We start from the raw sequence: 23,774 nt of genomic DNA on the forward strand, positions 1-23,774 counted from the left end.
GCAGTTAAGTCGTTCCGCAAGTTGTGCCACAATGTCCGTCATGCTCAGCGATATGCGACAAGAACTATTCGATTTTGAACAGCGCAGCGACCAGCTCGGGAGGCGTCTTTGACCTTGCCAGCCTGACCGCCCGCCAGGACCAGCTTCTCGAACAATCAAGCAAGCCCGACTTCTGGGACCGGCCGGAAGCTGCGCAGGCTGTGCTCAAGGAGCAGGACCGGGTGCGCGCTCAGCTTGCAGGCTTCGATCGGCTTAAGAAAAGTCTAGAGGAGTCGCGCGTGTTCCTCGGAATGGCTCTGGAGGAGGGTGCCGAGGACTCCGAGGCTGCCGGCGAAACACAAGCTGCCCTAAACGCCGCGCGCGAGGAGCTGGAGCGCCAGGAGCTGCAGGTGATGCTCGGCGGCGAGTACGATCGCCTCGGCGCGATCGTGTCGATTCATCCGGGAGCCGGCGGCATGGAGGCCCAGGATTGGGCCGAGATGCTGCTGCGGCTCTACCTCCGATGGGCGGAGCGACGCGGCTTCAAGACCGACCTCGCCGACTTGCAACCCGGCGAAGGCGCCGGGATCAAAAGCGCCACCTTCGAAGTAGATGGCGACTACGCATACGGCTATCTGAGAGCTGAGGCCGGCATCCATCGCCTGGTCCGTATCTCGCCATACGATGCCAACGCGCGTCGCCATACCTCGTTCGCCTCAATGTTCGTGTTCCCGGCGATTGACGACAAGGTCGAGGTGGTGATCAATCCCGCGGACCTGCGCGTCGATACCTTTCGCGCCTCCGGTGCCGGCGGGCAGCACGTCAACAAAACCGACTCGGCGGTGCGGATGACGCATATCCCCACCGGGATCGTGGTGAGCTGTCAGAACGAACGCTCCCAGCACAAGAATCGCGCGATGGCGATGAAGATCCTTCGGTCGCGGTTGTTCGAGCTCGAGCAACGCAAGAAAAAGGAAGAGCTGGAAAAATTTAGCAAGGACAAAAAAGATATCGCGTGGGGCAGCCAGATTCGATCCTATGTGCTGCAACCCTACCAGCTCGTGAAAGACCATCGGACGGGTGTCGAGATCGGCAACACTGCGTCGGTGCTCGACGGCGCGATCGATCCATTTATTGAAGCTTTCTTGATGGGGGTTCGCAAAGGCGACGCTGACAAGGAACCCGAATAAGAGGTAGCGGTCGCATTTGCGACCAGTTTGATCCCTTGAGGCCGGTCTTCCGACACTACAGGTGCTCTAAAGTTCCAATGCCCAACCACGGAGTCCATCGATGATCGACGTATATTTCTGGCCCACGCCCAACGGTTACAAGGTGAGCGTGATGCTCGAAGAGCTCGGGCTCAAGTACAACATCGTTCCGGTAAACATTGGTAGGGGTGATCAATTCAGGCCCGAGTTCCTGAAGATCAGCCCCAACAACCGCATGCCGGCAATCATCGACTCAGAAGGCCCCGGCGGGAAGCCGTTTGCGATTTTCGAGTCGGGCGCCATCCTGATGTACCTGGCCGAGAAGTACGGCAAGCTCATGCCAAGCGAAACACGCGGCAAGTACGAAGTGATCGAGTGGCTGATGTTTCAAATGGCGAGCGTCGGTCCCATGCTTGGGCAGGCGCACCACTTCCGTCTCTACTCGCCCGAAAAGCTGCAGTACGCGATCGACCGCTACACTAACGAAGCGCGCCGCATTTACAACGTAATCGACAAACGTCTGGGCGAGGCAGCCTATCTGGCGGGGGAGTACTCGATTGCGGACATAGCCGTGTACCCGTGGCTGGTGCCGCATAACATGCAGGGTCAGAATCTCGACGATACTCCCAATCTCAAGCGATGGTACGAAGAGGTGCGCAACCGCCCCGCGGTGCAGCGCGGCTTTGCGGTCATGGCTGAGGAAGTCGCGAAGATGCGCGAGGCCGCCGCGGCTCGCCAACGGCCCCACGATCAAGAGTCGTGGAACAATCTGTTCGGGAACAAGCAGTTCGAAAAGAGATAGGAAAAGGTCCCCGAACGACACAGCTTAACAGAGTGCGATCGCCGCTGGACTGGGGAGCTACGCGGTCCGCGTACCGTCCAGCAGCCTGAGCAGCGCGTATACCGCTTGCATCGCGGGCATCTGAAGATGGTGTCGCCGCGCCGCCCGCACCACCGCGCCGGCCAGCGCTTCGTATTCGAGCCGCTTGCCCCGCTCGAGGTCTAGCTGGGTTGAGGTTTTGAGCTCGCGCAAATTCTTCCGCGAGTGCTCTAGATAGCTGTCTATGCGCTCGTACCCGATCTGATAGTCTTCCGCCCGCGCAGCATCGATGATTTCGCGCATCAGCTGGCATACCAGCCGCAGGCCTTCCGGGTCATCAAGCAGAGCCCCAACCCTTCGCCGGGTCAGCGTCGTGACGGTATTGAACGCCCCGTTCCACACTAGCTTGTCCCACCTAAGCAGCATGATGTTGTGGCTGAGCTCGCCCATTATTCCCGCCCGGCGGAAGATTTCTGTGATCGCCTTGGCGCGATCGGATTCGCGGCCGTCGAGCTCGCCAAAGTCGATATGACCTCTGCTCGGATGGACCAACTTGCCGGGCTCGACTATTTCGACCCTGACCCGCGCGTTGCCGCCCAGGACTCGTTCGCGGCCGAAAATCTCGCTCAGGCGCGCTTCGTTCTCCACCCCATTCTGCAGGGTCAGAATCGCGCCGCCTTCTGCGAGACATCCGCGCATCGCGGCAGCGGCCTGGTCGGTGTCATAGGCCTTCACGCAAAACAGGCTCAGATCATACGGCGCGCAGTCACACGGACGCTCTGTAGCGCCGCGACCCACACGTCGCCGCTAATACTTTTTACCGCAAGCCCCTGCTCGCGCATCGCGCGAAGGTGATCGCCACGCCCGCAGAGAGTCACGATTTCGCCCGCAGCCCCAAGCCGCCCGCCAAAATAAGAGCCCACCGCGCCAGCACCCATCACCAGGATCTTCATCGAAGATTTCGCTCCTAGCCGCGGCGGAATCCTAGCACGACCGGTCACCGACGGCCGCAGCGCGTTCCGAGGGGTTGTGGGATGTGTTTAAACTGGTTTTCCGATCTTATGCAGTCTGAACCCGACGGCCGACAGTCTTCCGCGATTGGGTCCGGTTACGAAGTCTTGCTTGCCCTGGCGACCCTGACCCTGTGGCCGATCCTCGATGAGCGCGCGGTTGGAAGTCCCGCGCAGCGCGCGCGAGCCCTGGTTTTCACGCCCATCATCGGATTCTTCGCTGGCGTGCTGCTGGGCCTATTCGATCACGCACTGGCGGGGAAAGTGACTGTGGGGACGCGCTCGTTTGCAATAGTCACCGCCGCGTCGCTGGCGATGCTATTTCTGCAGTGGCGCGGAATTGCGGACCTCTTCGAAGCATTGCGCGCCGGAGCCCGGCCCGCTTCGACCGGACTCGCGCGGATCGGCCCTGGTGGCGTCACCGTGGCGATGGCGGGCTTTGCACTTGAGGTATTGCTACTTACTAGAATCAGAGAGCCCGCGAGCCGGACGGCAGCGCTGGTGATGTCCTCTATGCTCGCGCGATGGTCAATCGTCCCCGTAGCCTATGGTCTCAAAGCTGGAGAGCGGTGGGGGCTGGGCCTGCCGTTCGAGGGCGGTATCGAGTTCCGTGAATTCGCGATATCTAGCGTAATCGCTCTCGGCTTGACGCTCGCACTCTATGCGGACGTCGGACTCGTTGTAACCGTGGTGGTCGCGGTGGCGATTCTTGGACTGCGGTTCCTCTTAAGCCGCCGGTTCGGGGGCGTTCCTGGTTTCGCGCTGGCCGGGGCCAGCGCGATTATCGAGATCGCAGTGATTATGACAATTGCCACGCTATCTACTTGATTCACCGAGGCCGAACTATCCCCCAGATTTAAGCGGAGTGCGGGAGCCCGCCTCCCTCGATTGGAGAACAGATTGGGCCTTGCGCTCAGATTCGGAGAGGCTGCTATGGTTGCCAGCCGCCGCCGCGCAAGTGCATGGGCCACTACCCGTCGCGGCGCAGCGCATCCCTCCACTGCCGGCTCACCTCCGCGCGCAACTCGTCGAGCGTTCCGGCGTTGCGTATCACGACCTTCGCATGACGGATGCGTTCCGAATCCGGGAGTTGCGCCCGTATCCGTGCTTCGGTCTGTTCGGGCTTCATTCCGCGGTCGCGCTCGACGCGGGCGATCACGCGATCGCGTGGCGCGGTGACGAGCCAAATCTCGTCGAACAATGGCATCCAGTTCGCCTCGATTAGAATTGCCGCCTCGACCACGATGGGGAGCTTTTCGCCTTTGGCGCGCATCTCGGTCGTCAGCTCACGGATCCGATCCATGGTGCGGGGCCACACGATAGAGGTCAGCTTCTTCAACTGGGCGGGATCTGCGAACACCAGAGGTCCGAGCTTGCTCCGATCGATTGTCCCATCGGGGGCGACGATTTGCTCACCGAACGCCGCCACAACCTCGCTATAGGCGCCCGCCCCCGGCGTGTAAGTTGATTGTGCCACCTTGTCCGCATCGAGAATCTGCGCGCCCAGCTCCGCCAGCATCTTCGCGACTACGCTCTTGCCCGAACCAATTCCCCCTGTGAGCCCAATTGTCAGCATCGCTTCCTACCTCTGAGCAGCTAATCGAAAACCCGGAACTTGCGCAACGAAACCCCGAGACGATTGTGGCCGTCACCCGGTTTTGGGGATGCTTGACTGACCCGCCTTCTAGTCGGGACAATTCCTCGGTGATGGCGGCGGGGGGCCCCGCCGACCGCTCCGCCGCGCGGTCACTCGCTTGAGCAACTCTCAATATAGCTGGCTGGGAACCGCCACGCGGCGGTTCGAAGAGCAGACCCGAACGCATGGCTACATTTTCGCGCCGTGGCGCGTGCTGGTTAACTCGGTCCAGAACTTTTTTGAGAATGACGACTTCCTGCGCGCATCCGCACTGACCTACACCTCCACGTTATCCATCGTTCCGATCCTGGCGCTGGCCTTTTCCGTGCTAAAGGGTCTGGGCGAAGCTGATCAGGTTCGTCCGTTGGTATCGCGCTATCTCGCGTTGGGCTCACAATCCACCTCGGATCAGCTCATGGGTTTCGTCGAGAACGTGAATGCCACCGCGCTCGGCGCGGTAGGCGCCGCGTTTCTACTGGGCACCGTGATCTCCACGCTCGGCAACATCGAGCAGGCGTTCAATGGAATTTTTCACGTGCCTCGCAGCCGGAGCTACCTGCGTCGCTTTTCGGATTATTTGAGCGTTCTTTTCACCGTGCCGCTGTTGGCCGCAGCAGCTCTCGCGTTCACCGCGATGGTACAGGTACGGGTGTCCATGTTTCCGGTTATCATCCATCTCGTTCCCTATGTCTTCGTTTGGGCGGGGTTCTTCTTTCTATACGTTTTTTTTCCTTACACGAAGGTGCGCTACACTCCCGCATTGCTAGGGTCGGGTATAGCCGCGATCCTCTTCCAGCTTGCGCAGTGGGGGTACGTCAGGTTCCAGGTCGGGATGGCCAACTATCGTGCGATCTACGGCGCGCTCGCGACGCTGCCGATTTTTCTGCTCTGGACCTACATCGCGTGGGCGGTGATTCTGTTCGGTGCCGAAATAACCGCTGCCGCGCAGCGGGGCGGAAACATTCCGCTGCTTCGTCCAGCCTCTCCCGATTTCCCGTGCGCTGCCACCTTGCACATCCTGGTAATGCTCGCCCGTCAGCAACTCCTGCGTGGCCGCGGCGTCACCATGTTGGAACTTGCGCACTGGCTCGGCGTTTCGGTGGGGGCAATCGATCCGCTTCTGGTCCGGCTAAAGGACGATGGGCTGGTGGTCGAGGGTTCCGAGGAACATCACGGCGGACACGGTGGCCCGCTTCACCTGGTGCGTGCGCCGGCTTCGATAACACTGTCTGAGGTAGTTCGCACGCTTCTCGAAGAAGATCCGGCGGATGCAGGAGAGTCGCGCGTCGCGGAGCTGATGCGTTTCATCAGAAAGGCGCAAGTGGAAGCCGTCGGTCAAACGACCCTTGCGGATCTGGTCACCGACCAGACCTCGCACGCGCAGATCGCGTCAGCTGCCCGCGGCCAGCTGAATCCCGCCAGCTGAGAGGCCGGCAGCGCAGGTCCGCACCGATTTCTTTCGGATCCCAGCTCGCCTATCATCGGCGGACATTTGCTCAAGGGAATCACAGCGTGCCTGAAAGCGGCGATCTGTCGATCAACGGAATAAGGATTCGCTACTACAACTGGGGCGGTAGCGGTGATCCGATCGTGGTACTCCATGCGACCGGTTTCCACGGCCGCGTGTATCGTCCGATTGTAGAGGCGCTCACGAAAATCGGACACGTATGGAGCTACGACCAGCGCGGACACGGCGACAGCGACACGCCCGACGAACTGGAGAACTACAACTGGGCGTTGACCATGGAGGACCTGGGCGGGTTCATCACGGCTAAGGGGTGGAACGGTGTGCGCGCATTCGGCCATTCCGCGGGTGCCACCGCCATAGGTTCGCTGGCCTACGAGCGGCCCGAACTGATTTCGCGCGCGGTGCTTGCCGAGCCCGTCATCTTCGAGTCGCCCGACGCCCCGGAACTCGGATGGCGCAACCCGTTTGTCGAGCGAACCCTTCGGCGCCGCCCGACTTTCGACAGCGTCGATGCCATGTTCGCCAATTTCTCTGGTAAACCCCCCTACGATACCTGGGACCGAGCAATGCTGCGAGACTATTGCGACTTCGGCACCCGGGAAACCGGCGACGGTAAGCGGGAGCTTAAGTGTCCCCCAAAGGTGGAAGCGCGCTTGTACGAAACGGCGCGTGACTTCGATGGCTTGGGCAGAATCCTCGCGGCCAAGTCCCCGCTGTTGATCATGTTCGGCACCCGCAGCGACTCTCTCGGCACGACCTTATCGCCCCGCGTTGCGCGCGAGCGCAAAGCCGGCCGAGTCATCGACGTGCCCGACTCCGGCCATTTCCTGCCGATGGAAAAACCTGCTCTCGTATCACAGCTCGCGGTTGACTTCCTGAAATAGGAAGCCGCAGACAGAGCATGACCCTGGAACCTTCTGGAAACGGCGGCTACCTCCCTCAACTGGATGTCCCGTTGACAAGCGACCCCGTCTCAGACCCGCCCCAATAGGGTTCGCACCTCCTCCGTGTAAACACCCGCGCGCTCTTCCAGCGCGAGTGGCGGTTCGATCGTTACCTCGATACCGCCGTTGGCGCGCGCTTCGATCATCACCGATGACGCTGGCAGCTCCGTGCGCGGATGGACGAAGCGCATCCGTTTGGGTTCCAGCCGGTTCGCGCGCAGTGTCGAGATCAGTTCGGTGCTGCGCGCGGCGGCGAAGATGGTCGCGACTCTTCCACCAATTGCGCACCTAGCGGCGCGCCGCCGCCGCGAATTCGGCCAGGGACGCGCCGGTGTCGCCGCGAGCGTGCCCGCCGGCTTCGATTGGGGCTTTGGCGTCCCGCGCCGCGCGCGTGAAATGGCGGGTTGCAGACCACCAGGTCGAAGCTTCCCTGGTGGACCCCCGGAATGTGCGCGGCGCGAATGTCCGCACACTTGCAGTGGAGGTTCGGAAACCCGTTACCGGGCGCGTTGCGCGCCGCCAGTTGTGCCATCCGCGGCTGAATCTCGAGTGCAATGGTTTCGCGCGGTCGCGCGATCGCCGTGATAACCATCGAGATCACGCCGCATCCCGCGCCTAGCTCCAGAACCCGATCGCGACTGCGTATGGTCGCGAAGCGCGCCAGCAGGATCGAGTCGACCGAAAACCGATAGCCGTCGCGTGGCTGGACGACGCTGAGCGCGCCACCTAGGATCGGGTCGAGAGTCTCGTCACTGCGGATCGTCATCATGAACGCTTCAGAAAAAGGTCAGCGCTACGCGCGCATCTTTCGCAAAGCGGGAATCTTTCTTGGCAAAGGCAACATAGCGCGCGCCGTAGACGTCCTGAAGCAAGGCCAGTCACTGGCCGAGCAGCTCGGCGACAGCTCAATGGCGCGGAGATTTGCGGCGGAAATCGTGGCCGCGGCAAAAGCCCCATCCCCGCGCTAGCCGCCGCTTGAGTGTCCGAAGCTTTTCCCTTCCCTATGCTGCAACTTGACGTCGGCCGAATCGTACTTACGTTTGGTCACGTGGGAAGCGTGGCAACGGGACGAAACCTGAAAACTCCGCGGCCGCGCGAACCCGTAAATTTGGAATTCGTCCGGCGCTGATGCCGGCAGGAGGGTTCGGATGGAACTGAGGGTTACTAACGGATACACGCCGAACGGATGGCTTTATCGGCCATGGAATCGACTTTGGGAAGAGCTCGAGAACAGCCCCCAGAGTCTGGCGCCGCGGGCGGATGTCATTGAGGACAGCGAGGGGTATCACTTCACCTTTGAGATGCCCGGACTGAAGAGCGAGTCGGTCGATGTACGCATCGATGACCAGTCTTTGATCGTGGAAGCGGAACGTTCGCGCCCGGAGCGGCCGGAAGGCGTTTCGGTTCATGTCGCGGAGCGCAGTTATGGCAAGCTCCACCGCTCGTTCACTCTTCCCGAGGACGCTGTGCAGGACAATATCCGCGCCGCATACAAGGATGGCGTGCTGGAAGTGACGGTACCCAAGCGCCCCGAGGCGAAGCCCGTAAAGATCAAGGTCGAGCTGAACTAACGGCGTAGTTCGAGGCGGCTTATCACTAAGCGAGGAAGCAGGGCCGGCACCGCGAGGTGTCGGCCCGTGTCGTTTCAGGGGGGGACCAAGCGCGCCGAGGAGAACCCTATGGGTTACATAATGCTGCTCATAGTCGCTGCGATCGTCGTGTGGGCCATCGTCGCGTACAATTCGCTGGTACGGCTGAGGAACGAGATCGATGGTTCCTGGCGGCAAATCGACGTCCAGCTCAAACGCCGCCACGATCTGATTCCCAACCTGGTTGAGGCCGTCAAGGGCTACATGCAATACGAGCGCGACACCCTGAACCAAGTGGTCGAGGCCCGCGCCAAGGCGCTCACCGCTTCCGACCAGGGAAGCCGGATCGCCGCCGAGAATCAACTCAGTTCCGGGATCGGGCGGCTGCTTGCGGTAATGGAAAATTACCCGCAGTTGAAAGCCGACGAAAACGTGCTGCGCTTGCAGGAAGAATTGACTACCACCGAGAATCAGATCGCGTTCGCGCGCCAGTCCTACAATGACGTGGTGCTTTCGCTCAACACCCGAATCCAGACCTTTCCCTCCAACCTGATCGCCGGCAATTTCGGTTTTCACGCGGCCGAATATTTCAAGGCCGCGCCGGAGGATCAGGCGGTTCCCAAAGTTGACCTCGCGATGGGCGCGCCGCGCGTACAGCAGTGACCCGGGGCGGACCCAACACGGACTGACGAACCATGACTGCGGCGAGCGACTTCCGCGCCCTGGAAGCGACCAATCGTCGCGAGACCGCGGTGCTGGTCGCGGCGATGATCGCCATCCTCGCCGCGCTCGGATTCGGTCTGGATGTGTGGTCCGGCTCGATTCGAATTACTGACGGCAGCGTCAGCGGCTTCCCGCTGCTCACGATCTTCGCGCTCATATTCGGAGCGGTGCAGGCGCTTATTTCCTTTTATGGGGGCACCCGACTGGTACTGCTTTCGGTTCACGCGCATCCGCTTACCGCCGACACGATTCAGCATCAGAGAGTACTCGACACCATCAATGAGATGGCCATTGCCGCGCGAATGCCGACCCCGCGCGCTTACCTGATGGACGACCCCGCGCCAAACGCGTTTGCGACCGGACGTGACCCGGCTCACTCGGTCATCTGCGTGACCCAGGGACTGGTCGACACCATGGATCGCGAAGAGATGCAGGGCGTCATCGGCCACGAGATGTCACACATCCGCGACTACGACATCCGCACCATGATGATGGTCGCGGTGATGGTCGGCGGCATCGCGATGCTCAGTGACTTTTTCTTCCGGATGATGTTCTACTCGGGCGGCAGACGACGTTCGAGCAATGACAAGAACGGCGGCGGTGGCGGGATCTTGGTAATATATCTGGCGACCCTCATCCTAGCCGCCGTCGCTCCCATTGTTGCGCAGCTCGTCGCGATGGCTATTTCGCGTCAGCGCGAATACCTGGCCGATGCCTCCTCGGTCGAATTCACCCGCAATCCGCACGCTCTGTTGCGCGCGCTGGAGCAAATCGCCAAATCGGAATCTCCCCTCAAGGCGGCGACTTCCGGTACCGGCCACCTTTTCATCGTGAATCCGCGCGAGGGCGTGCGAGAAGACCGGGAGCGGTTTTTCGATAATCTGCTGTCAACCCACCCGCCCCTCACTAAGCGAATCGAGCGCCTGCGGGCGATGTTGGGCGCGCCCGGCCAGGCGACGGCTGTTCGGCAATCCTGAACGATCGCTTGTGCACGGCGCGCGAGCAATCGCGTACGAAAAGGGCACCGTCTCCAACTTTAGTTGTACGCGCCGGTGGGCTTTTAACCCACCATTCTGGCGTTGTATTTGCACTACAGAGCCCGGTTTTTCCGCGCCGCGGGCAACTCTGGCCTTGCCCGAGTCGGCGTGAAAAAGTCGTGAGACTATGAGGGCGAGGGATTTCACGGAACTCGATGTTAATGTCGCGCGCGGGCGGGTGGTGCTGTCGCTGGTCGCCATTCTCTCGGTCTATATCGACCCTGCGGCCGGGGGGATCTTCTATCTGAGCCGCTATGCGCTGATCACCCTGAGCTCGCATCTGGTCTACAGCATCGGCGCCTATCTCGCGGTGAGCCGGCGCTTGGGGCTCAAGTACCTGCCCCTGCTGTCGACCACCCTGGATGTGTTGTTCGCGGCAGCGGTGGTTCTGGTGACCGAGGGTCCGACCAGTCCTTCGTATATCTTTTTTGTGTTCGCAATAATCGCGGTAGATTGCCGGACCGGGTTCCGAGACACGGTTACGGTCACGCTGTGTAGCGGGGTACTTTATTTCCTGCTCCTCGCGTTTTCGGCGGGGGGCGCAAAACACCTTTACGCAATGCGCGCGGCCTACCTGACCATCACTGGATATCTGATCGGCTTCATCGGCCAGCAGCGGGCCAAATTCGAAGTACGCATCCGCGAACTCGAGACCAGCGCCGAACGCCATCGCATCGCGCGCTCGCTGCACGACGGCTACGTACAGGCGCTGGCCGGTGTCACCCTGCGGCTAGAGGCCTGCCGCGAATTGCTGGCGCGCAATCGCGGTGCGGAAGCCTTGACCCAACTCACTGAATTACAGGGGGGAGTCTCCCGAGAGTTCGACCAGGTGCGCGCCTACGTGCGCTCGCTCGCGGATCTCGATCAGAGTCTCGGCGGCTCGATCTCCGCCGTGCCGGATACGCGGTTTCGAATCGAAGCCGGGTTTGCGGCCAACGGTCTCATCGTTGAGCAGATCATCCAGATTATGCTGGAGGGAATGCGCAACGCGCTCCGCCATGGAAAAGCGCGCAACGCCCTGATTAACGCCCAGGAGAGCGACGGACACATTCGAATTACCATCGAGGACGATGGCGTTGGTTTCGCCGCGGCGGCAAAAGCGCCTTGGGCGATCGCGTCGCGAGTTGAGGAATGCGGAGGAAGCCTGCGGGTCGCAGCAGGCCAACATCCAGGTGCTCACCTGGAAATTGAAATGCCAGCGGGATAAATGATGCCGATTCGATTGTTGATTGCCGACGACCATGCACTGTTTCGCCAGGGTCTCAAGTCACTCCTGATGCTCCAGCCGGATATCGAGCTGGTCGGCGAGGTCGAACGTGCAGCAGATCTCGAACCTGCCCTGAACCAGGCCGCAGTCGATGTGGTGCTACTCGACCTCCAGATGGATCGCTGGATGGGCAACGATATTGAAGCGCTTGCCCAGCGGGTCAGCGTGGTAGTGCTGACCGCCAGCGAACGCATCGAAGATGCGCTCGCGGCGATACGCAAAGGAGCACGTGCGATAGTCCAGAAAAGATTCGCGGTCGAAACCCTGATGGAGGCGGTTCGCAGCGCCGCCAACGGCTTGGCTTGGCTGCCACCCTTGTTGCAAACCGAGCTGGCAGCGCAGATGGGAAGCGCATCCGACCAGCGGCTGACCGCGCGTGAACATGAGATCGCCCGCTACGTCGCTGAGGGCTTGCGCAATGCGGAAATCGCGCAACGTCTCGCGATCAGCGAGAGCACAGTCAAAACGCACCTGAACAACATCTTTCAGAAACTGCACTTGCGCGATCGCGTTGAGCTTGCGCTTCATGCACTTCGGGTTGGTCCGGCCTCTCGCGCCTGAGGCGCTTCGCGCGTGCGGCGTTCCGAAACGATTTCGGCGGAGTGTCGCGGCCGGTGAATTCCCGGCACCGCCCGGCGAGCGCCGCTGTGTGACAGGTCACCAGTGCTCGCCGGGGGCAAGGGAATACGATAGTTTCAGCGGTCCTTAGGTACGCAGCTTGAAGACCCAGCCCATCACCGATTCTATCGACCGGCACAGGCGGACGCTGTCAGGCATCTTCATCGGGCCGCCCCGCGACGTGAAGGATCCCAGCATCCTTCATTCAATGTCGCTGGTGGCGTTTCTGGCCTGGGTCGGACTGGGTTCCGACGGACTCAGTTCCTCGTGCTACGGCCCCGAGGAGGCATTCCTGGCCCTGGGGCAGCATCAGTACCTCGCGGTGTTTCTGGCGATGCTGATGGCGCTGACCGTCTTCGTCATTTCGGCGTCATATTCGCAAACCATCGATGAGTTTCCCTCGGGCGGCGGCGGTTACCTGGTCGCGACCAAGCTGCTCGGTCGTCATGCCGGTCTGGTTTCCGGATGCGCTCTAATCGTCGACTACGTTTTGACCATCTCGATCTCAATCGCCAGCGGGGCCGACGCGATCTTCAGTTTTCTGCCGGCCGCGTGGTTCGCCTACAAGCTCCACTTCTGCATGGTAATCGTGCTCTTGATGGTCGCGATGAATCTGCGGGGCATCAAGGAATCGGTGCTCACGCTGCTGCCGATCTTCCTGTCATTCGTTGTAATGCACGTCATCCTGGTGACCTATGCATTCCTCTCGCGCGCTCCGGAGTTACCCGTGATCGCGCACGATGCCGTGCGCGAGGTGCACAACGGAGTCAGCACGCTGGGTACGGTTGCACTCGCGATTGTCTTCCTGCGCGCCTACAGCATGGGTGGCGGTACCTATACGGGTATCGAGGCGGTCAGTAACGGACTGCCCATCCTGCGCGAGCCGCGTACCGTGACGGGGAAACGCACCATGCTCTACATGGCGATTTCGCTCGCTTTCGTGGCGGGCGGAATTCTGGTCGCCTACCTGCTCGCCGACGTTCATGCGGTGCATGGCAAAACCCTCAACGCGGTGCTGTTCGAAAAGCTGACCGCCAACTGGCAGGTCGGCGGAGTCAGGGTCGGCCTGCCCATCGTGACGTTCACGCTGATTACTGAAGGTGCGCTGCTATTTGTCGCCGCGCAAACCGGGTTCATTGACGGTCCGCGGGTGCTCGCCACGATGGCGACCGATCGCTGGCTGCCGCGGCGCTTTGCAAACCTGAGCGCTCGGCTGGTCACTCAGGACGGGCTGCTCGCGATGGGCCTCACGGCCGGCGCGATCCTGCTTGGAACCCGTGCTCGCGTCGGTCTGCTGGTGGTGCTCTATGCCATCAACGTGTTCGTGACCTTCACGTTGTCGCAGCTCGGGATGAGCGTGCACTGGTGGAAAGAGCGCAAGCGAGAGCCGCGCTGGATCCACAAGCTGGCCGTCAACGGGATCGGCTGTCTGTTTACGGCGCTGATCCTGGTGGTAACCGTCACGCTCAAGTTCGACGAGGGCGGATGGGTCACGATCGCGATGACGGGAGGCGTGGTGACCGCCTGCTACCTGGTGCGCCGACATTATGAGCGAGTTGCACGCGCGATCGATCAGCTCGAGGTCGAGATTCTTCCGCAGCTTTACAACGCCGCCGCCAAGGAACCATCGCCGCGCGATCCTCACGCTCCTACCGCAGCGTTACTGGTCAATGGCTTTAACGGGCTCGGTCTCGCAACGCTCACCACGCTCTCGCGGCTATTCGACAATCAGTTTAAAAACGTGGTCTTCATAAGCGTCGGCGAAGTCGATTCCGCGCTGCTCAAGAGCCCCGCCGAAGTGCAGCAGCTCGAGTCCAAAGTCGCCGACGATCTGATCGAATACTGCCGGCTTGCGGCCGACCTGGGATTCTCCGCCGAGTTGCGGACCGCGATCGGCACCGACGTGGTGCTGGAGCTGAAACGGCTCTGCTTCGAGGTCGCTTCGCAATTCACGCACACGGTTTTTTTCGCCGGTCAGCTCGTTTTCGGCGAAGAGATTAACGGCTTCGTCAGTCGCTTTCTGCACAATCAGACCGCTCTCGAAGTCCTGCAGTGGTTGCAGTTGCACGGCCTGAGCCTGGTGATCCTGCCGGTCCGCGTCTCGGCGGCCCAATCTCCCCCGACGCGCGAAAACGCGCCCAAAACGATCGCCGCCTGACCTGGGTCGGGCCGGCGGCTTCGGGTTTCCGCCTTGTTTGAGAGAAATCTGTTGATGTTGCCGGAGGTCAGAAACTCGGGCCCGCCGTCGATTTACTGGCCGGAAGCCCGGTTTTTCTTCAGCCGGAGAGCACGTGTGTCACTAAGATTTTAAGTCGAACTGCTAAAACAAACATGCCTATTGAGCAGTGGCTAAGAAGGCACTCCCGGAAGCGGGCGAGACGGTAAAGGCGGTCGACGGACCGTTTCCGGACTTTGAGGGCACCGTCACAGAAGTAAAGCCGCAGGAAGGCAAGGTACGGGTCTTGATCTCGCTTTTAGGACGCGCGTACCCGCTGGAACTGGATCTCGCGCAGGCCGAGAAGACCTGACTCTGGTTTTCCGCGGGATCCTCCGTCTCATTCCCGTTTTAATGCACGCCGGATCTCCTGCAGGTCTTCGCGCCGCTTCTTGTCGACTTCCGGATACCGCAACATCAAGCCTTGCAGCGTCTTGATGATGATGCCCGCGACCGCGATTCGCGTGAAGGGCTTGTCATCGGCGGGAACGACGTACCAGGGCGCCCACTCCGTGCTGGTGTGATTGAAACAATCCTCGAATACCTCACGATATTCCTTCCAGAATTTGCGCTCCCGGACATCGCTGGGCGAAAATTTCCAGTTCTTCTCCGGACGATCGATGCGAGCGAGAAAGCGTTGCTTCTGCTCTTTGCGTGAAAGGTTCAGAAAGAATTTGAGTATGATGATGCCGTTCTGAAACAGGTATTTCTCGAAATTATTGATTTCCTCGAACCGCCGATTCCAGATTTTTTTGTCCTTCCATTGCCGCGGCATCTTCTGCCCATCGAGGATTTCCGAATGTACCCGAGTAATTAGTACTTCCTCGTAGTAAGAGCGATTGAATATTCCGATTTTGCCACGCTCCGGCAGTCTCAGCATGCATCGCCATAGATAGTCGTGGCGGAGCTCCGCGGCCGAGGGTTGCTTGAATGAATACACGTCGCAGCCCTGCGGATTCACTCCCGACATCACGTGTTTGATGGTGCCGTCTTTGCCAGCTGCATCCGCGGCCTGTAGGACGATCAAGAGCGCATACTCACTCTGCGCATAGAGCTGATCTTGGTACTCGGCCAGCAGCTCCACGCCCTCTTGGAGCAGCTGCTTCATTTGCTTCTTATTGTATTGCGACGGCATGAACCCGGGATCGTAGTCCTTGCCCAGTGAGATCTTTTTCCCCGGCGGGACCATGAGCAGGTCTTTCAGTTCCTCGACATGTTTCAACGAAGCCTTAAGATCGACAGCCATAAGCGACCCTCCCCTGGTAAGTGCAGAACGCACAAAATGCGGCCCTCAGCCTGCGTTATTTCGCGCTCATTGTCCAAGTGCAAAGTATCCGGCGCAGGAATCAGTCCGCCCGATCCGCGCGGGCCTCGCTATTTTCCTCACTTGCGCCACGTAGAGACGGCGATATAGTTGGCCCCGAAACCGGAGCACCGACCGGTGGGGTCCTTTCAAACCCCGGAAAAGGAGTTCTTATGGCCGAATTCACGATGACGATAAACGGCAAGGCGGTCGCCGGATCCAAGACCGTCGGTGTAATCAACCCCGCTACTGGCAAGACCTTCGCGCAGGTACCCGACTGCAGCAAGGCCGAGCTTGACCAGGCGATGGACGCAGCACAGAAGGCCTTTACCACCTGGAGCAAGGACATCAACCTGCGCCGCAAAGTGCTCGGCGAGTGCTCTGCAGCGTTGATGAATCCGCCCGAGGGACTGGCGCGAACCCTCACCCAGGAGCAGGGCAAGCCGCTCGACAAGGCCGGCCAGGAAGTCATGGGGACCGCATTTTGGGCGCAATACACCTCCACGCTCGAGCTGCCGGTGGAGGTGGTGCAGGACAACGCGCAAAGCCACATCGAAGTGCGGCGCAAGCCGCTCGGCGTGGTCGCGGCGATCACACCCTGGAACTACCCGATCATGCTGGCGATGTGGAAAATCGCGCCGGCTCTGTTGGCCGGCAACACGGTCGTACTCAAGCCGTCGCCGTTCACGCCGATCACGACCCTAATGCTGGGTGAGATTCTGCGCGACATTATTCCGCCCGGTGTGCTCAACGTCGTCTCCGGCGGTGACGACCTTGGTGCGATGATGACCTCGCATAAGGTGCCGCGGAAAATTTCGTTCACCGGTTCGGTCGAGACCGGAAAGAAGGTGGCGGCGGCTGCGGCACCCGACTTGAAGCGCGTGACGCTCGAGCTTGGCGGTAACGATGCAGCTATCGTGCTCCCCGATGTCAATCCGAAAGAAGTTGCGCAGAAGATTTTCTGGGGCGCGTTCGAGAATTCCGGCCAGATCTGCAGCGCGATCAAGCGCGTTTATGTTCATGAGAAAGTGTATTCAACCGTGCTCGAGACCCTGGGCGAAATCGCGCAGGGCGTGAAGGTCGGCAATGGCCTCGATGCGGGAACCCAGCTTGGGCCTCTGAACAACAAGCCCCAATTCGAACGCGTAACCGAGCTGGTGGAAGACGCGAAGAAACACGGGGCCAAAATCGTCACCGGCGGCAAGCGTATCGGCAATGAAGGCTACTTCTACGCGCCTACCATCGTCAGCGAGATCTCCGACGGCGTACGGCTGGTCGACGAAGAGCAGTTCGGCCCGGCCTTGCCGGTCATGCCCTACAAGGACGTCGACGAGGCGGTGCGGCGCGCGAACTCGACCACCTATGGGTTGAGCGGCTCGGTATGGGGAACCGATTCGGACCAGGCCGCCGAGGTTGCCAAGCAGCTCGAATGTGGCTCTGCGTGGGTAAACCAGCATCTGGCGATCGCACCTAACCTCCCCTTCGGCGGCGCCAAGTGGTCAGGCATCGGCGTGGAAAACGGACCGTGGGGTCTGCTCGGCTTCACCGAAATCCAGGTGGTGAACGTCGCAAAGCAATAGGTAGATTGTTTCCGCCTTAGCGGGCTGCCGGAACTGCTGTTCCGGCAGCCTGTTTCTTTTGGACTCCACCGCTTCGCACTCGCTCCCGAGAGTGGGTGTCGCCGACTTGTTGAGAAAATGACCTGTCGTCATTCCAAACGAGGCTTCCGGCGGAGCCGAGGAATTTCACGTACCGACGCGCACTCGGTCAAAGAAGAGTTGCTATCCTCAAAGGCAACGGGCGGCTTGATCGTCTTCGAACGGCGGACTAGAGGCATTCTCATGGGCAAGATCAAAGCGTGGGGACCGGAATTGCTTGCGGTTGCCGTGCTCACCCTTTCCCTGATTGCCTGCGCACCGCAACCGCCATCACCACAACCGCAAGAGCAGCCGACGCCCTGGCGCACTCCTGGAGCGCTAGTCCCGCCTCCGGGGGCTCGTTACGCGCCGGCGCCCCCGCCAGGCGGTGGGCCCTAGGCGCCAGCCTTCTGCAAGCTGCTGCCGCGGTTTAGCTTCCCCGACCTCTATAGGTCGACTCAGGGCTGCTGTACGCAGCAGTTTTGAATCTCCGACTGCGCTTGGTCGTCATCGACTGGGTTCAACTCCGGGCGCCCCACCAGCAATCCCCAACCCATGCGCTCCCGCACGTAGTAGACGCGTGGGTCGGCATCGATATCGAGCAGATCAGCGGTCTCGGTACTAGTGCTGCAGGTTACACGGCCCGCTGGGACGACAAACGCGTGATAGCCGCCCGGTTCGATTACCGCGCTTTCGTTTCCGCAACGGACGGTCGGATGCATCAGCGACCCGAAAAAGCTGTAGGGGCGGTATACGTAGATGGTCGCGCTATTGGATGGCGCATTCGCACGTTCATACGGCTTCCCCTGAGCCGCGCATCCCGCGGTCAGCAAGGACAGGCCCAGCAACACCATCCTCGCACCGCACCGTTCATTCGCTTTGACCAGATGCCGCCGCCAGACGCGCCGAATCAGCATAGAGCTCCCGATCGATTTTTTCGCGCACCGCGACCCGCACGGCGTCGTCCAGCTCCCGGTGCGTCGGCTGCGCATACATACTGTATGGTTTCGTGACACGACTCTGGGCCTTGTAATCGCCAATCAGATGGCGGCCAGAGAAAATTGAGAGTGATGCCACCGCAGTCACGCCGTATTCGCCCATCGGATACCCGGCGTAGGTGAGCGGATCGATCGCCGACAGGATCATCGGGACGTGATGCTCCTCGTGGGTTAGTTCTTCGCGGTAGGAGAACGTTATCTGCGACTGGTCGGTAAGCGACATCGCCACCACCGGCGGCAGCTGAGCGGGATTACCATCGAGCAGCATTCCTTTGAAGGGCAGTGGCCGCGCCGGCGTGGACGATTGCGCCGCAGGCACTCCAGCCGGGTTACCCGCGTAGGCCGTCGAAGTTGCTGACGCCGCTCCAGGAACAGCCGCCGGCTGCACGGCACAGGCCTCAAACGCCACCGCTAGCAGAGCGGATAGCGCCAGCGTACGCGAGCCTGTGGCGCATCGACGAAACCCGGAGGTGGGAGATAGGCCGGCGATCACAGGTTCTATTTCAGCGCAGCTGTCTGACCCTTCACAAGTTCGGCTGGGTCTTTTTTGCGACTCACGGTTTATTGATCGAGAGGGCATAATCATTGCGCTTGAGAGTGACTTAGCTCACGATGCTTTCGCTCGCCATGGCCTTCTTACGCATGTGGCGCGGACCGGATCTTGGTTCGCAGAGCAGCAGATGATCGCCGATTGGATCTACAACAATCCCACCTGGCTGTGGGGCACTATCCTGGTGGGTTTGGCCGCGGTAATTGGCGGCCTTGGACTGCTGGTCGTTCACCGGCTGGTGCATATAGAAGTTCGCCGCGCCCACAACGAGCTCGCGGGGTTTCTGGTCGCGGTGATCAGCGTTACCTACGCGGTGCTGCTGGCTTTCATCGCGGTCGCCACCTGGGAATCGTTCAGTCACGCGCAAGATATCGTAGACAGCGAGGCGGACTACGTCGGCAGCATCTATCGCGACACACAGGGACTGCCTCCCGCCGTGGGCCAGTCGATCCGTGACGACCTGCAGGAATACGTCACAGCCATCGTCAACCAGGAATGGCCAGTGCAACGCGAGGGGAACACTCCTGACCAGGGCTGGGCGCCACTGCGCAAACTGCACTCCTCCATCGTAACCATTGAGCCGACGACGATGGGCCAGGAGGTCATACAGGGTGAGCTGCTTAAGGTGTTGAACGAACTCTATAGCGCGCGGGCCAGCCGCCTCTCGGCCGTGCAAGGGCACATTCCGGACGTCGTCTGGTGGATCATTTTTTTCGGCGGCGTCATTACGGTTGGTTTCACCTACTTGTTCGGCTTTCACGATTTTCGCATGCATGTGGTAATGACGATGACAGTCGCAGCTTCGCTAGCGCTGGTAGTGGTACTGATCGTCGCGCTGGATTGGCCCTTTCGCGGCGAGGTCAGCATTTCTCCGGATGCGTATATCAAAACTCAGAAGTCGTGGGGCGATTTGCCGTTCAAGACCCAACTGGGCCGAACCGGCGATGCTCCAGAAGCGGTGAGAAAGTAGCGTGGAACCGATCAGAAAACTCAGTCGTTCAGTGGCAGAGCGAGCCGTGCTGGTTACTGGCGCGGCCAGTGGGATGGGCCGCGCGACGGCTCACCTGTTTGCGCAGGAAGGTGCCCAAGTAGCGGTCACCGACATAAATGGTGCGGGAGTATCGGCGGTGGTCGATGAAATCAGTTCGGCCGGTGGCAAAGCGGCGGGATGGCGGCTCGACGTCTTCGATCGCACGCAAATCAAGCGCGTGGTTGAAGAAGTTGCGGGGCGTTTCGGACGTCTCGACATCCTCATCAACAACGCGGGCTTCGGTGCCTTTCGCCGAATCGATGAGGACGGCTACGACGAGGTTTGGACCCGTGCGCTGGACGGACTCCTGACTGCTCAGCAGCTTCTCATTCGCGCCGCGCTGCCATATCTGCGAAAGTCCGACGCGGCGCGCATCGTCAATATCGCGTCCACCGAAGGTTTGGGGGCTACTCCGGGCGACAGCCCATACGTCGTCGCCAAGACCGCGGTCATCGGTCTCACCCATGCTCTCGCGGTCGACCTTGGCCCCGAGGGCATAACCGTCAACTGTATCTGCCCGGGGCCCATTCGCACCGCGCTCACCGCGGAGATTCCTGACGAGCACAAATTAATCTTCGGCAAACGCCGGACCGCACTGAAGCGCTATGGGTATCCGGAAGAGGTCGCCCATATCACCTTCAGCCTGTGCCTTCCCGCGGCCTCCTACATCACCGGGGCGGTAGTTCCGGTAGATGGCGGCCTAACCATCAGAAACGCCTGACCAAGAGGAAAGAGCGGGAGCAAGTTATGAGTATCACCGAAAACAAAGAACTGGTCCTTGGCTTCTTTGATGACATCGCCAAGGGCAACATTCAGGGAGCGCTCGACCGGATGGCGGAAGACCTGCGCTTCACGCTGATTGGCACCACTAGATTTTCGGGCGTCTGCAAAAGTCGCAAGGAATTTGTCGATCGCATCCTGGCGCCGTTGGGAGCCCAACTCGAAGGTCCTCTGACCATCACGACGGACAACCTGATCGCGGAAGGCGACTTCGTCGTGGTCCAGTCGCATGGCCGTTCTACCACGCGCAAAGGCGTGGCTTACGACAATACCTATTGCCATGTGTTTCGAGTCGTGGGCGGAAAGATTCGTGAGGCCAGCGAGTATCTGGATACTGAACTGGTCACCAGGGCCTTTGGCCTGAAGTGAAAATTCTCTTCCACGCAGCTGTATGCTGACCGCTGCCGTGGAAGCAAGATTTTCAGAGTTCCGTGTCACCCTTGAGGAGCCGTTGCACCACCGTTCGATTCAAGATCTCGTTGGTGCCGTCGGCTACATTCACGATTCGCAGCGCGTGCCATGCGTGGTAGAGGCCCAGCTCGTTGGTAAAACCCAGCGCGCCGTGGGTCTGCATCGCGCGGTCGACGGCCTTAAAGCCCACCTGCACCGAGTAACCCTTCGTCATCGAAAGCTCTTTCACCGCCGGCAGGCCCCTGTCGAGCAAAGTAGCGGCGTTGAGTCCCATCAGGTGCGCCGCGTGGAGTTCCGCAGCTGACTCGGCCAGCGGAAAAGTGACCCCCTGATACTCCGCGATGGGGCGGCCGAATGCTTGCCGCACTCGCGAATATTCCAGCGCGCGCTCGAGCGCCCATCGACCGTAACCCACCGCGCGTGCGGAGTTGTAGATTCGGCCCAGCGACACGCCATACAAGGCGGCGTCGAAGCCGCGATTGAGTTCCCCGACCAGCTGCCATCTCTCGACATTAACGTCCTCGAGTCGGAGTTCCGCTTCGTCTCCCCCGATGTGCCCGAATAGTCGGATTACCCTCTGCACCTCAAAACCTGGAGAAGCAGTCGACACCAGGAAAGCGGAGATTCCGCCCGCGCGCGTCGACGCCAGCGCGGCATCGGTGACCGCGAAGATGATGCAGTAGTCCGCAATTGGTGCATTGCTGGTCCAGATTTTGCGCCCGGAGATGCGCCATCCATCCCCATCTTGCACAGCCTTGGTGGACAGCGCCGCGGCATCGGAACCGGCTCCTGGCTCGGAGAGACCGAAACACATCGATGCGTCCCCGGCCATCATGGGTCCCAGGATTCGTTCGCGAGCCTGCTCAGTGACCCGTTCAAGCAGCCGGCTCGGACCGAATGCCCAGTGACTGATTACATAGAGCATTAGCCAGTTCTGCGGACCACATAGATGGAATAGTTGCTCCCAACCTGCGTAGTAGGCCAAGTGACCGAGTCCGCCTCCTCCCAGCGCCTGAGGAACGCACATCGAATAGAATCCTGCCTTCGCCGCGGCGCGCCGCACCTCGCGAATGAGCGCGACCGCCTGGTCCGAAAAGCGTCCGTCCTCGCGGTAGAGCCTACGCGGATCCTCCAAGAGGGCGCGATGTTTTTCATGGCGGGGCATCACTTCGGCGCGCGCAAAGGCCTCCAACCCCGCACAGGCTTCGCGCACCTCCGGCGGCAACTCGAACGCGATCGCGGACATATCAAGCACCAGCCTCTTGTGAATCTGGATTCGCGTGTACACTGGCGACGCCCGGTTTGCAAACCGGGTGGTCAACCCGTTGAGTCAATGGGCGCTTGCCGTGGCGCTGGCGTGCGACAATATTTGGAAGAGGAGAACCGCAATGAAGGTAATTTTCGAAAAACACGGCCCGGTGGCACGCGTGACTATCAACCGCCCTGAGCGGCTCAATGCTTGCGATTTTGAAACCTACACACGCCTGACAGAAATCTGGACTGAATTTCGCGACGACCCGACCCTGCGAGTCGCGATCTTCACGGGCACTGGCGACCGCGCGTTCTGCGCGGGCAGCGACATCAAGGCCAACTACGTGGAGAAGATTGGCGTGGAGGGGGCGCGCACCCCGTATACCGTGATGCTGGAACTAACCAAGCCAATCATTGCTGCGATCAATGGACATGCCAATGGTGGCGGCCTCGAACAAGCGCTCGCCTGCGACATACGGGTAGCTGCCGAACATTCCCAGTTTGGCCTCGGCGAAGTTCGCCTCGGCTGGCTCCCCGGCGGGGGCGGCACTCAGCGCCTGCCGCGACTTATTCCGCTTGGCCGCGCACTGGAGATGCTGTACACGGGCAAACGCATCAATGCGCAGGAAGCGCTCAAGCTCGGCCTGGTTGATTACGTGGTGCCGATGCCGGAGCTAATGAGCAAGTGCGAAGAAATCGCCGCAGAAATCTGCAAGAGCGCGCCGCTCGCGATCCAGAAAATCAAGGAGGTCGCGCTGCGCGGGCTCGATCTCCCGCTCGCCGGCGGTCTGCGCCTCGAGCGTGATGCGTACGAGTGGCTGACGAAGACTTATGACGCAAGCGAGGGCGCGAGAGCCTTCGCAGAAAAACGCGCCCCGGTCTGGCAAGGTAAATAATGCGGGGCCCCAAGTAACCGCTTGCACGCGGCCAGGTTGCCGTGAGGTTGACTACCAAACCGTCGAAGGAAGCAGACTCGGTTCGAGAAAGAAGCCAATCTAAGGAGACTGACGTGGCGTTTGATAAGCAGAGCCAGAAGAATGCCGGGGCGCGACGCCCCGGGCCCCAGACGCCGGCCGACTCCCGTCGTGCCCGCCCGCTACGCATCGCCCAACTGGCTTCGCTCTACGAACGAATCCCGCCTAACTTTTACGGCGGCACCGAGCGCGTAGTCTCATACCTGACCGAGGAACTGGTGCGCCGCGGTCACGAGGTGACCCTGTTTGCGTCCGGCGACTCGATTACCTCCGCGCGGTTGGTATCGGGTTTTCCACGCTCACTACGGCTGGCCGGTTTGTCGTCT

General features: G+C 60.7%; 28 protein-coding genes. 19 read left to right on the top strand and 9 right to left on the bottom strand.

What is annotated here, in order from left to right:
- Positions 1 to 74 precede the first annotated feature (74 nt).
- Positions 75 to 1,169, top strand: coding sequence for a peptide chain release factor 2 (gene prfB / locus VGI36_05025; GenBank protein HEY2484486.1), 1,095 nt, complete (start codon positions 75 to 77; stop codon positions 1,167 to 1,169).
- Positions 1,170 to 1,269: 100 nt separating this feature from the next.
- Positions 1,270 to 1,989: a glutathione S-transferase N-terminal domain-containing protein gene (locus tag VGI36_05030; protein HEY2484487.1), complete on the top strand. Its 720-nt coding sequence runs from the start codon at positions 1,270 to 1,272 to the stop codon at positions 1,987 to 1,989.
- 57 nt (positions 1,990 to 2,046) lie between these two features.
- Here the strand turns inward: VGI36_05030 and VGI36_05035 are convergent, their stop codons facing one another.
- Positions 2,047 to 2,742 (bottom strand): ketopantoate reductase family protein, encoded by a 696-nt coding sequence (locus tag VGI36_05035; protein HEY2484488.1) that lies wholly within the window; start codon positions 2,740 to 2,742, stop codon positions 2,047 to 2,049.
- 11 nt (positions 2,743 to 2,753) lie between these two features.
- Positions 2,754 to 2,960: a 2-dehydropantoate 2-reductase N-terminal domain-containing protein gene (locus VGI36_05040; GenBank protein HEY2484489.1), complete on the bottom strand. Its 207-nt coding sequence runs from the start codon at positions 2,958 to 2,960 to the stop codon at positions 2,754 to 2,756.
- Positions 2,961 to 3,041: 81 nt separating this feature from the next.
- Here VGI36_05040 and VGI36_05045 point away from each other — a divergent pair, with 81 nt between their 5' ends.
- Positions 3,042 to 3,845, top strand: a complete 804-nt coding sequence (locus VGI36_05045; GenBank protein ID HEY2484490.1) for an adenosylcobinamide-GDP ribazoletransferase — start codon at positions 3,042 to 3,044, stop codon at positions 3,843 to 3,845.
- 142 nt (positions 3,846 to 3,987) lie between these two features.
- Here VGI36_05045 and coaE read toward each other — a convergent pair whose 3' ends face one another.
- Positions 3,988 to 4,593 carry a dephospho-CoA kinase gene (coaE, locus tag VGI36_05050; protein ID HEY2484491.1) on the bottom strand — a complete coding sequence of 202 codons (606 nt, stop codon included), beginning with the start codon at positions 4,591 to 4,593 and terminating at the stop codon, positions 3,988 to 3,990.
- 178 nt (positions 4,594 to 4,771) lie between these two features.
- On the opposite strand from coaE, the gene VGI36_05055 reads away from it, so the two are divergent.
- Both VGI36_05055 and VGI36_05060 read left to right on the top strand, forming a co-directional pair.
- On the top strand, positions 4,772 to 6,079 hold the full coding sequence (locus tag VGI36_05055; GenBank protein HEY2484492.1) for a YhjD/YihY/BrkB family envelope integrity protein: 1,308 nt from the start codon (positions 4,772 to 4,774) through the stop codon (positions 6,077 to 6,079).
- An 86-nt stretch (positions 6,080 to 6,165) separates the two neighbouring features.
- The gene (locus VGI36_05060; GenBank protein HEY2484493.1) at positions 6,166 to 7,005 is read left to right on the top strand and encodes an alpha/beta hydrolase; all 840 of its coding nucleotides are present in this window, start codon (positions 6,166 to 6,168) and stop codon (positions 7,003 to 7,005) included.
- An 89-nt stretch (positions 7,006 to 7,094) separates the two neighbouring features.
- Here the strand turns inward: VGI36_05060 and VGI36_05065 are convergent, their stop codons facing one another.
- Entirely contained in the window at positions 7,095 to 7,256 is a 162-nt protein-coding gene (locus tag VGI36_05065) for a hypothetical protein (GenBank protein ID HEY2484494.1), read from the bottom strand.
- 38 nt (positions 7,257 to 7,294) lie between these two features.
- Entirely contained in the window at positions 7,295 to 7,831 is a 537-nt protein-coding gene (locus tag VGI36_05070) for a methyltransferase (GenBank protein HEY2484495.1), read from the bottom strand.
- A 1-nt stretch (position 7,832) separates the two neighbouring features.
- Between VGI36_05070 and VGI36_05075 the strand changes: the two genes are divergently transcribed.
- The 8 genes from VGI36_05075 to VGI36_05110 all read left to right on the top strand — a co-directional run bounded on the left by VGI36_05075 (position 7,833) and on the right by VGI36_05110 (position 14,827).
- Entirely contained in the window at positions 7,833 to 8,033 is a 201-nt protein-coding gene (locus tag VGI36_05075) for a hypothetical protein (protein HEY2484496.1), read from the top strand.
- A gap of 180 nt (positions 8,034 to 8,213) precedes the next feature.
- Positions 8,214 to 8,636, top strand: coding sequence for an Hsp20/alpha crystallin family protein (locus tag VGI36_05080; protein ID HEY2484497.1), 423 nt, complete (start codon positions 8,214 to 8,216; stop codon positions 8,634 to 8,636).
- A 66-nt stretch (positions 8,637 to 8,702) separates the two neighbouring features.
- Positions 8,703 to 9,317, top strand: a complete 615-nt coding sequence (locus VGI36_05085; GenBank protein ID HEY2484498.1) for a LemA family protein — start codon at positions 8,703 to 8,705, stop codon at positions 9,315 to 9,317.
- Between the two features lie 32 nt (positions 9,318 to 9,349).
- Positions 9,350 to 10,354, top strand: a complete 1,005-nt coding sequence (locus VGI36_05090) for a M48 family metallopeptidase (GenBank protein HEY2484499.1) — start codon at positions 9,350 to 9,352, stop codon at positions 10,352 to 10,354.
- 187 nt (positions 10,355 to 10,541) lie between these two features.
- A complete protein-coding gene (locus VGI36_05095; GenBank protein HEY2484500.1) occupies positions 10,542 to 11,621 on the top strand; it encodes a histidine kinase in 1,080 nt (359 codons plus the stop codon).
- Positions 11,622 to 11,624: 3 nt separating this feature from the next.
- A complete protein-coding gene (locus VGI36_05100; GenBank protein ID HEY2484501.1) occupies positions 11,625 to 12,242 on the top strand; it encodes a response regulator transcription factor in 618 nt (205 codons plus the stop codon).
- Between the two features lie 157 nt (positions 12,243 to 12,399).
- On the top strand, positions 12,400 to 14,457 hold the full coding sequence (locus VGI36_05105) for an APC family permease (protein ID HEY2484502.1): 2,058 nt from the start codon (positions 12,400 to 12,402) through the stop codon (positions 14,455 to 14,457).
- Positions 14,458 to 14,644: 187 nt separating this feature from the next.
- Positions 14,645 to 14,827, top strand: coding sequence for a hypothetical protein (locus tag VGI36_05110; GenBank protein ID HEY2484503.1), 183 nt, complete (start codon positions 14,645 to 14,647; stop codon positions 14,825 to 14,827).
- A 27-nt stretch (positions 14,828 to 14,854) separates the two neighbouring features.
- Here VGI36_05110 and VGI36_05115 read toward each other — a convergent pair whose 3' ends face one another.
- Positions 14,855 to 15,760, bottom strand: coding sequence for a polyphosphate kinase 2 family protein (locus VGI36_05115; GenBank protein HEY2484504.1), 906 nt, complete (start codon positions 15,758 to 15,760; stop codon positions 14,855 to 14,857).
- A 230-nt stretch (positions 15,761 to 15,990) separates the two neighbouring features.
- Here VGI36_05115 and VGI36_05120 point away from each other — a divergent pair, with 230 nt between their 5' ends.
- Positions 15,991 to 17,397, top strand: coding sequence for an aldehyde dehydrogenase family protein (locus VGI36_05120; GenBank protein ID HEY2484505.1), 1,407 nt, complete (start codon positions 15,991 to 15,993; stop codon positions 17,395 to 17,397).
- Positions 17,398 to 17,912: 515 nt separating this feature from the next.
- Here VGI36_05120 and VGI36_05125 read toward each other — a convergent pair.
- The gene (locus VGI36_05125; protein ID HEY2484506.1) at positions 17,913 to 18,308 is read right to left on the bottom strand and encodes a hypothetical protein; all 396 of its coding nucleotides are present in this window, start codon (positions 18,306 to 18,308) and stop codon (positions 17,913 to 17,915) included.
- 16 nt (positions 18,309 to 18,324) lie between these two features.
- Complete coding sequence (locus VGI36_05130; GenBank protein ID HEY2484507.1) at positions 18,325 to 18,840, bottom strand: hypothetical protein; 516 nt, start codon at positions 18,838 to 18,840, stop codon at positions 18,325 to 18,327.
- A gap of 292 nt (positions 18,841 to 19,132) precedes the next feature.
- Here VGI36_05130 and VGI36_05135 point away from each other — a divergent pair, with 292 nt between their 5' ends.
- Genes VGI36_05135 through VGI36_05145 form a run of 3 tightly spaced genes read left to right on the top strand, consistent with a single transcriptional unit; the run spans position 19,133 to position 21,181 of the window.
- Positions 19,133 to 19,972: a DUF4239 domain-containing protein gene (locus VGI36_05135; GenBank protein HEY2484508.1), complete on the top strand. Its 840-nt coding sequence runs from the start codon at positions 19,133 to 19,135 to the stop codon at positions 19,970 to 19,972.
- Position 19,973: 1 nt separating this feature from the next.
- A complete protein-coding gene (locus tag VGI36_05140; protein ID HEY2484509.1) occupies positions 19,974 to 20,753 on the top strand; it encodes an SDR family oxidoreductase in 780 nt (259 codons plus the stop codon).
- A gap of 26 nt (positions 20,754 to 20,779) precedes the next feature.
- On the top strand, positions 20,780 to 21,181 hold the full coding sequence (locus tag VGI36_05145) for a nuclear transport factor 2 family protein (protein HEY2484510.1): 402 nt from the start codon (positions 20,780 to 20,782) through the stop codon (positions 21,179 to 21,181).
- 52 nt (positions 21,182 to 21,233) lie between these two features.
- Here VGI36_05145 and VGI36_05150 read toward each other — a convergent pair whose 3' ends face one another.
- Entirely contained in the window at positions 21,234 to 22,511 is a 1,278-nt protein-coding gene (locus VGI36_05150) for an acyl-CoA dehydrogenase family protein (GenBank protein ID HEY2484511.1), read from the bottom strand.
- A 100-nt stretch (positions 22,512 to 22,611) separates the two neighbouring features.
- On the opposite strand from VGI36_05150, the gene VGI36_05155 reads away from it, so the two are divergent.
- Positions 22,612 to 23,370, top strand: a complete 759-nt coding sequence (locus tag VGI36_05155; protein ID HEY2484512.1) for an enoyl-CoA hydratase-related protein — start codon at positions 22,612 to 22,614, stop codon at positions 23,368 to 23,370.
- A gap of 113 nt (positions 23,371 to 23,483) precedes the next feature.
- Positions 23,484 to 23,774 (top strand): glycosyltransferase (locus VGI36_05160; protein ID HEY2484513.1); only part of this gene is annotated, 291 nt, incomplete at its 3' end.

It is taken from the genome of Candidatus Binataceae bacterium (genome assembly GCA_036495685.1).
Taxonomy (GTDB): Bacteria; Desulfobacterota; Binatia; order Binatales; family Binataceae; genus JAFAHS01.

Coding starts and splice junctions, on each gene's coding strand:
- VGI36_05030 (HEY2484487.1), top strand. CDS start 1,270: ATGATCGACGTATATTTCTGGCCCACGCCCAACGGTTACAAGGTGAGC.
- VGI36_05040 (HEY2484489.1), bottom strand. CDS start 2,960: ATGAAGATCCTGGTGATGGGTGCTGGCGCGGTGGGCTCTTATTTTGGC.
- VGI36_05045 (HEY2484490.1), top strand. CDS start 3,042: ATGTGTTTAAACTGGTTTTCCGATCTTATGCAGTCTGAACCCGACGGC.
- coaE (HEY2484491.1), bottom strand. CDS start 4,593: ATGCTGACAATTGGGCTCACAGGGGGAATTGGTTCGGGCAAGAGCGTA.
- VGI36_05065 (HEY2484494.1), bottom strand. CDS start 7,256: ATGCGCTTCGTCCATCCGCGCACGGAGCTGCCAGCGTCATCGGTGATG.
- VGI36_05070 (HEY2484495.1), bottom strand. CDS start 7,831: ATGACGATCCGCAGTGACGAGACTCTCGACCCGATCCTAGGTGGCGCG.
- VGI36_05075 (HEY2484496.1), top strand. CDS start 7,833: ATGAACGCTTCAGAAAAAGGTCAGCGCTACGCGCGCATCTTTCGCAAA.
- VGI36_05080 (HEY2484497.1), top strand. CDS start 8,214: ATGGAACTGAGGGTTACTAACGGATACACGCCGAACGGATGGCTTTAT.
- VGI36_05090 (HEY2484499.1), top strand. CDS start 9,350: ATGACTGCGGCGAGCGACTTCCGCGCCCTGGAAGCGACCAATCGTCGC.
- VGI36_05095 (HEY2484500.1), top strand. CDS start 10,542: ATGAGGGCGAGGGATTTCACGGAACTCGATGTTAATGTCGCGCGCGGG.
- VGI36_05100 (HEY2484501.1), top strand. CDS start 11,625: ATGCCGATTCGATTGTTGATTGCCGACGACCATGCACTGTTTCGCCAG.
- VGI36_05115 (HEY2484504.1), bottom strand. CDS start 15,760: ATGGCTGTCGATCTTAAGGCTTCGTTGAAACATGTCGAGGAACTGAAA.
- VGI36_05120 (HEY2484505.1), top strand. CDS start 15,991: ATGGCCGAATTCACGATGACGATAAACGGCAAGGCGGTCGCCGGATCC.
- VGI36_05125 (HEY2484506.1), bottom strand. CDS start 18,308: ATGGTGTTGCTGGGCCTGTCCTTGCTGACCGCGGGATGCGCGGCTCAG.
- VGI36_05135 (HEY2484508.1), top strand. CDS start 19,133: ATGATCGCCGATTGGATCTACAACAATCCCACCTGGCTGTGGGGCACT.
- VGI36_05145 (HEY2484510.1), top strand. CDS start 20,780: ATGAGTATCACCGAAAACAAAGAACTGGTCCTTGGCTTCTTTGATGAC.
- VGI36_05155 (HEY2484512.1), top strand. CDS start 22,612: ATGAAGGTAATTTTCGAAAAACACGGCCCGGTGGCACGCGTGACTATC.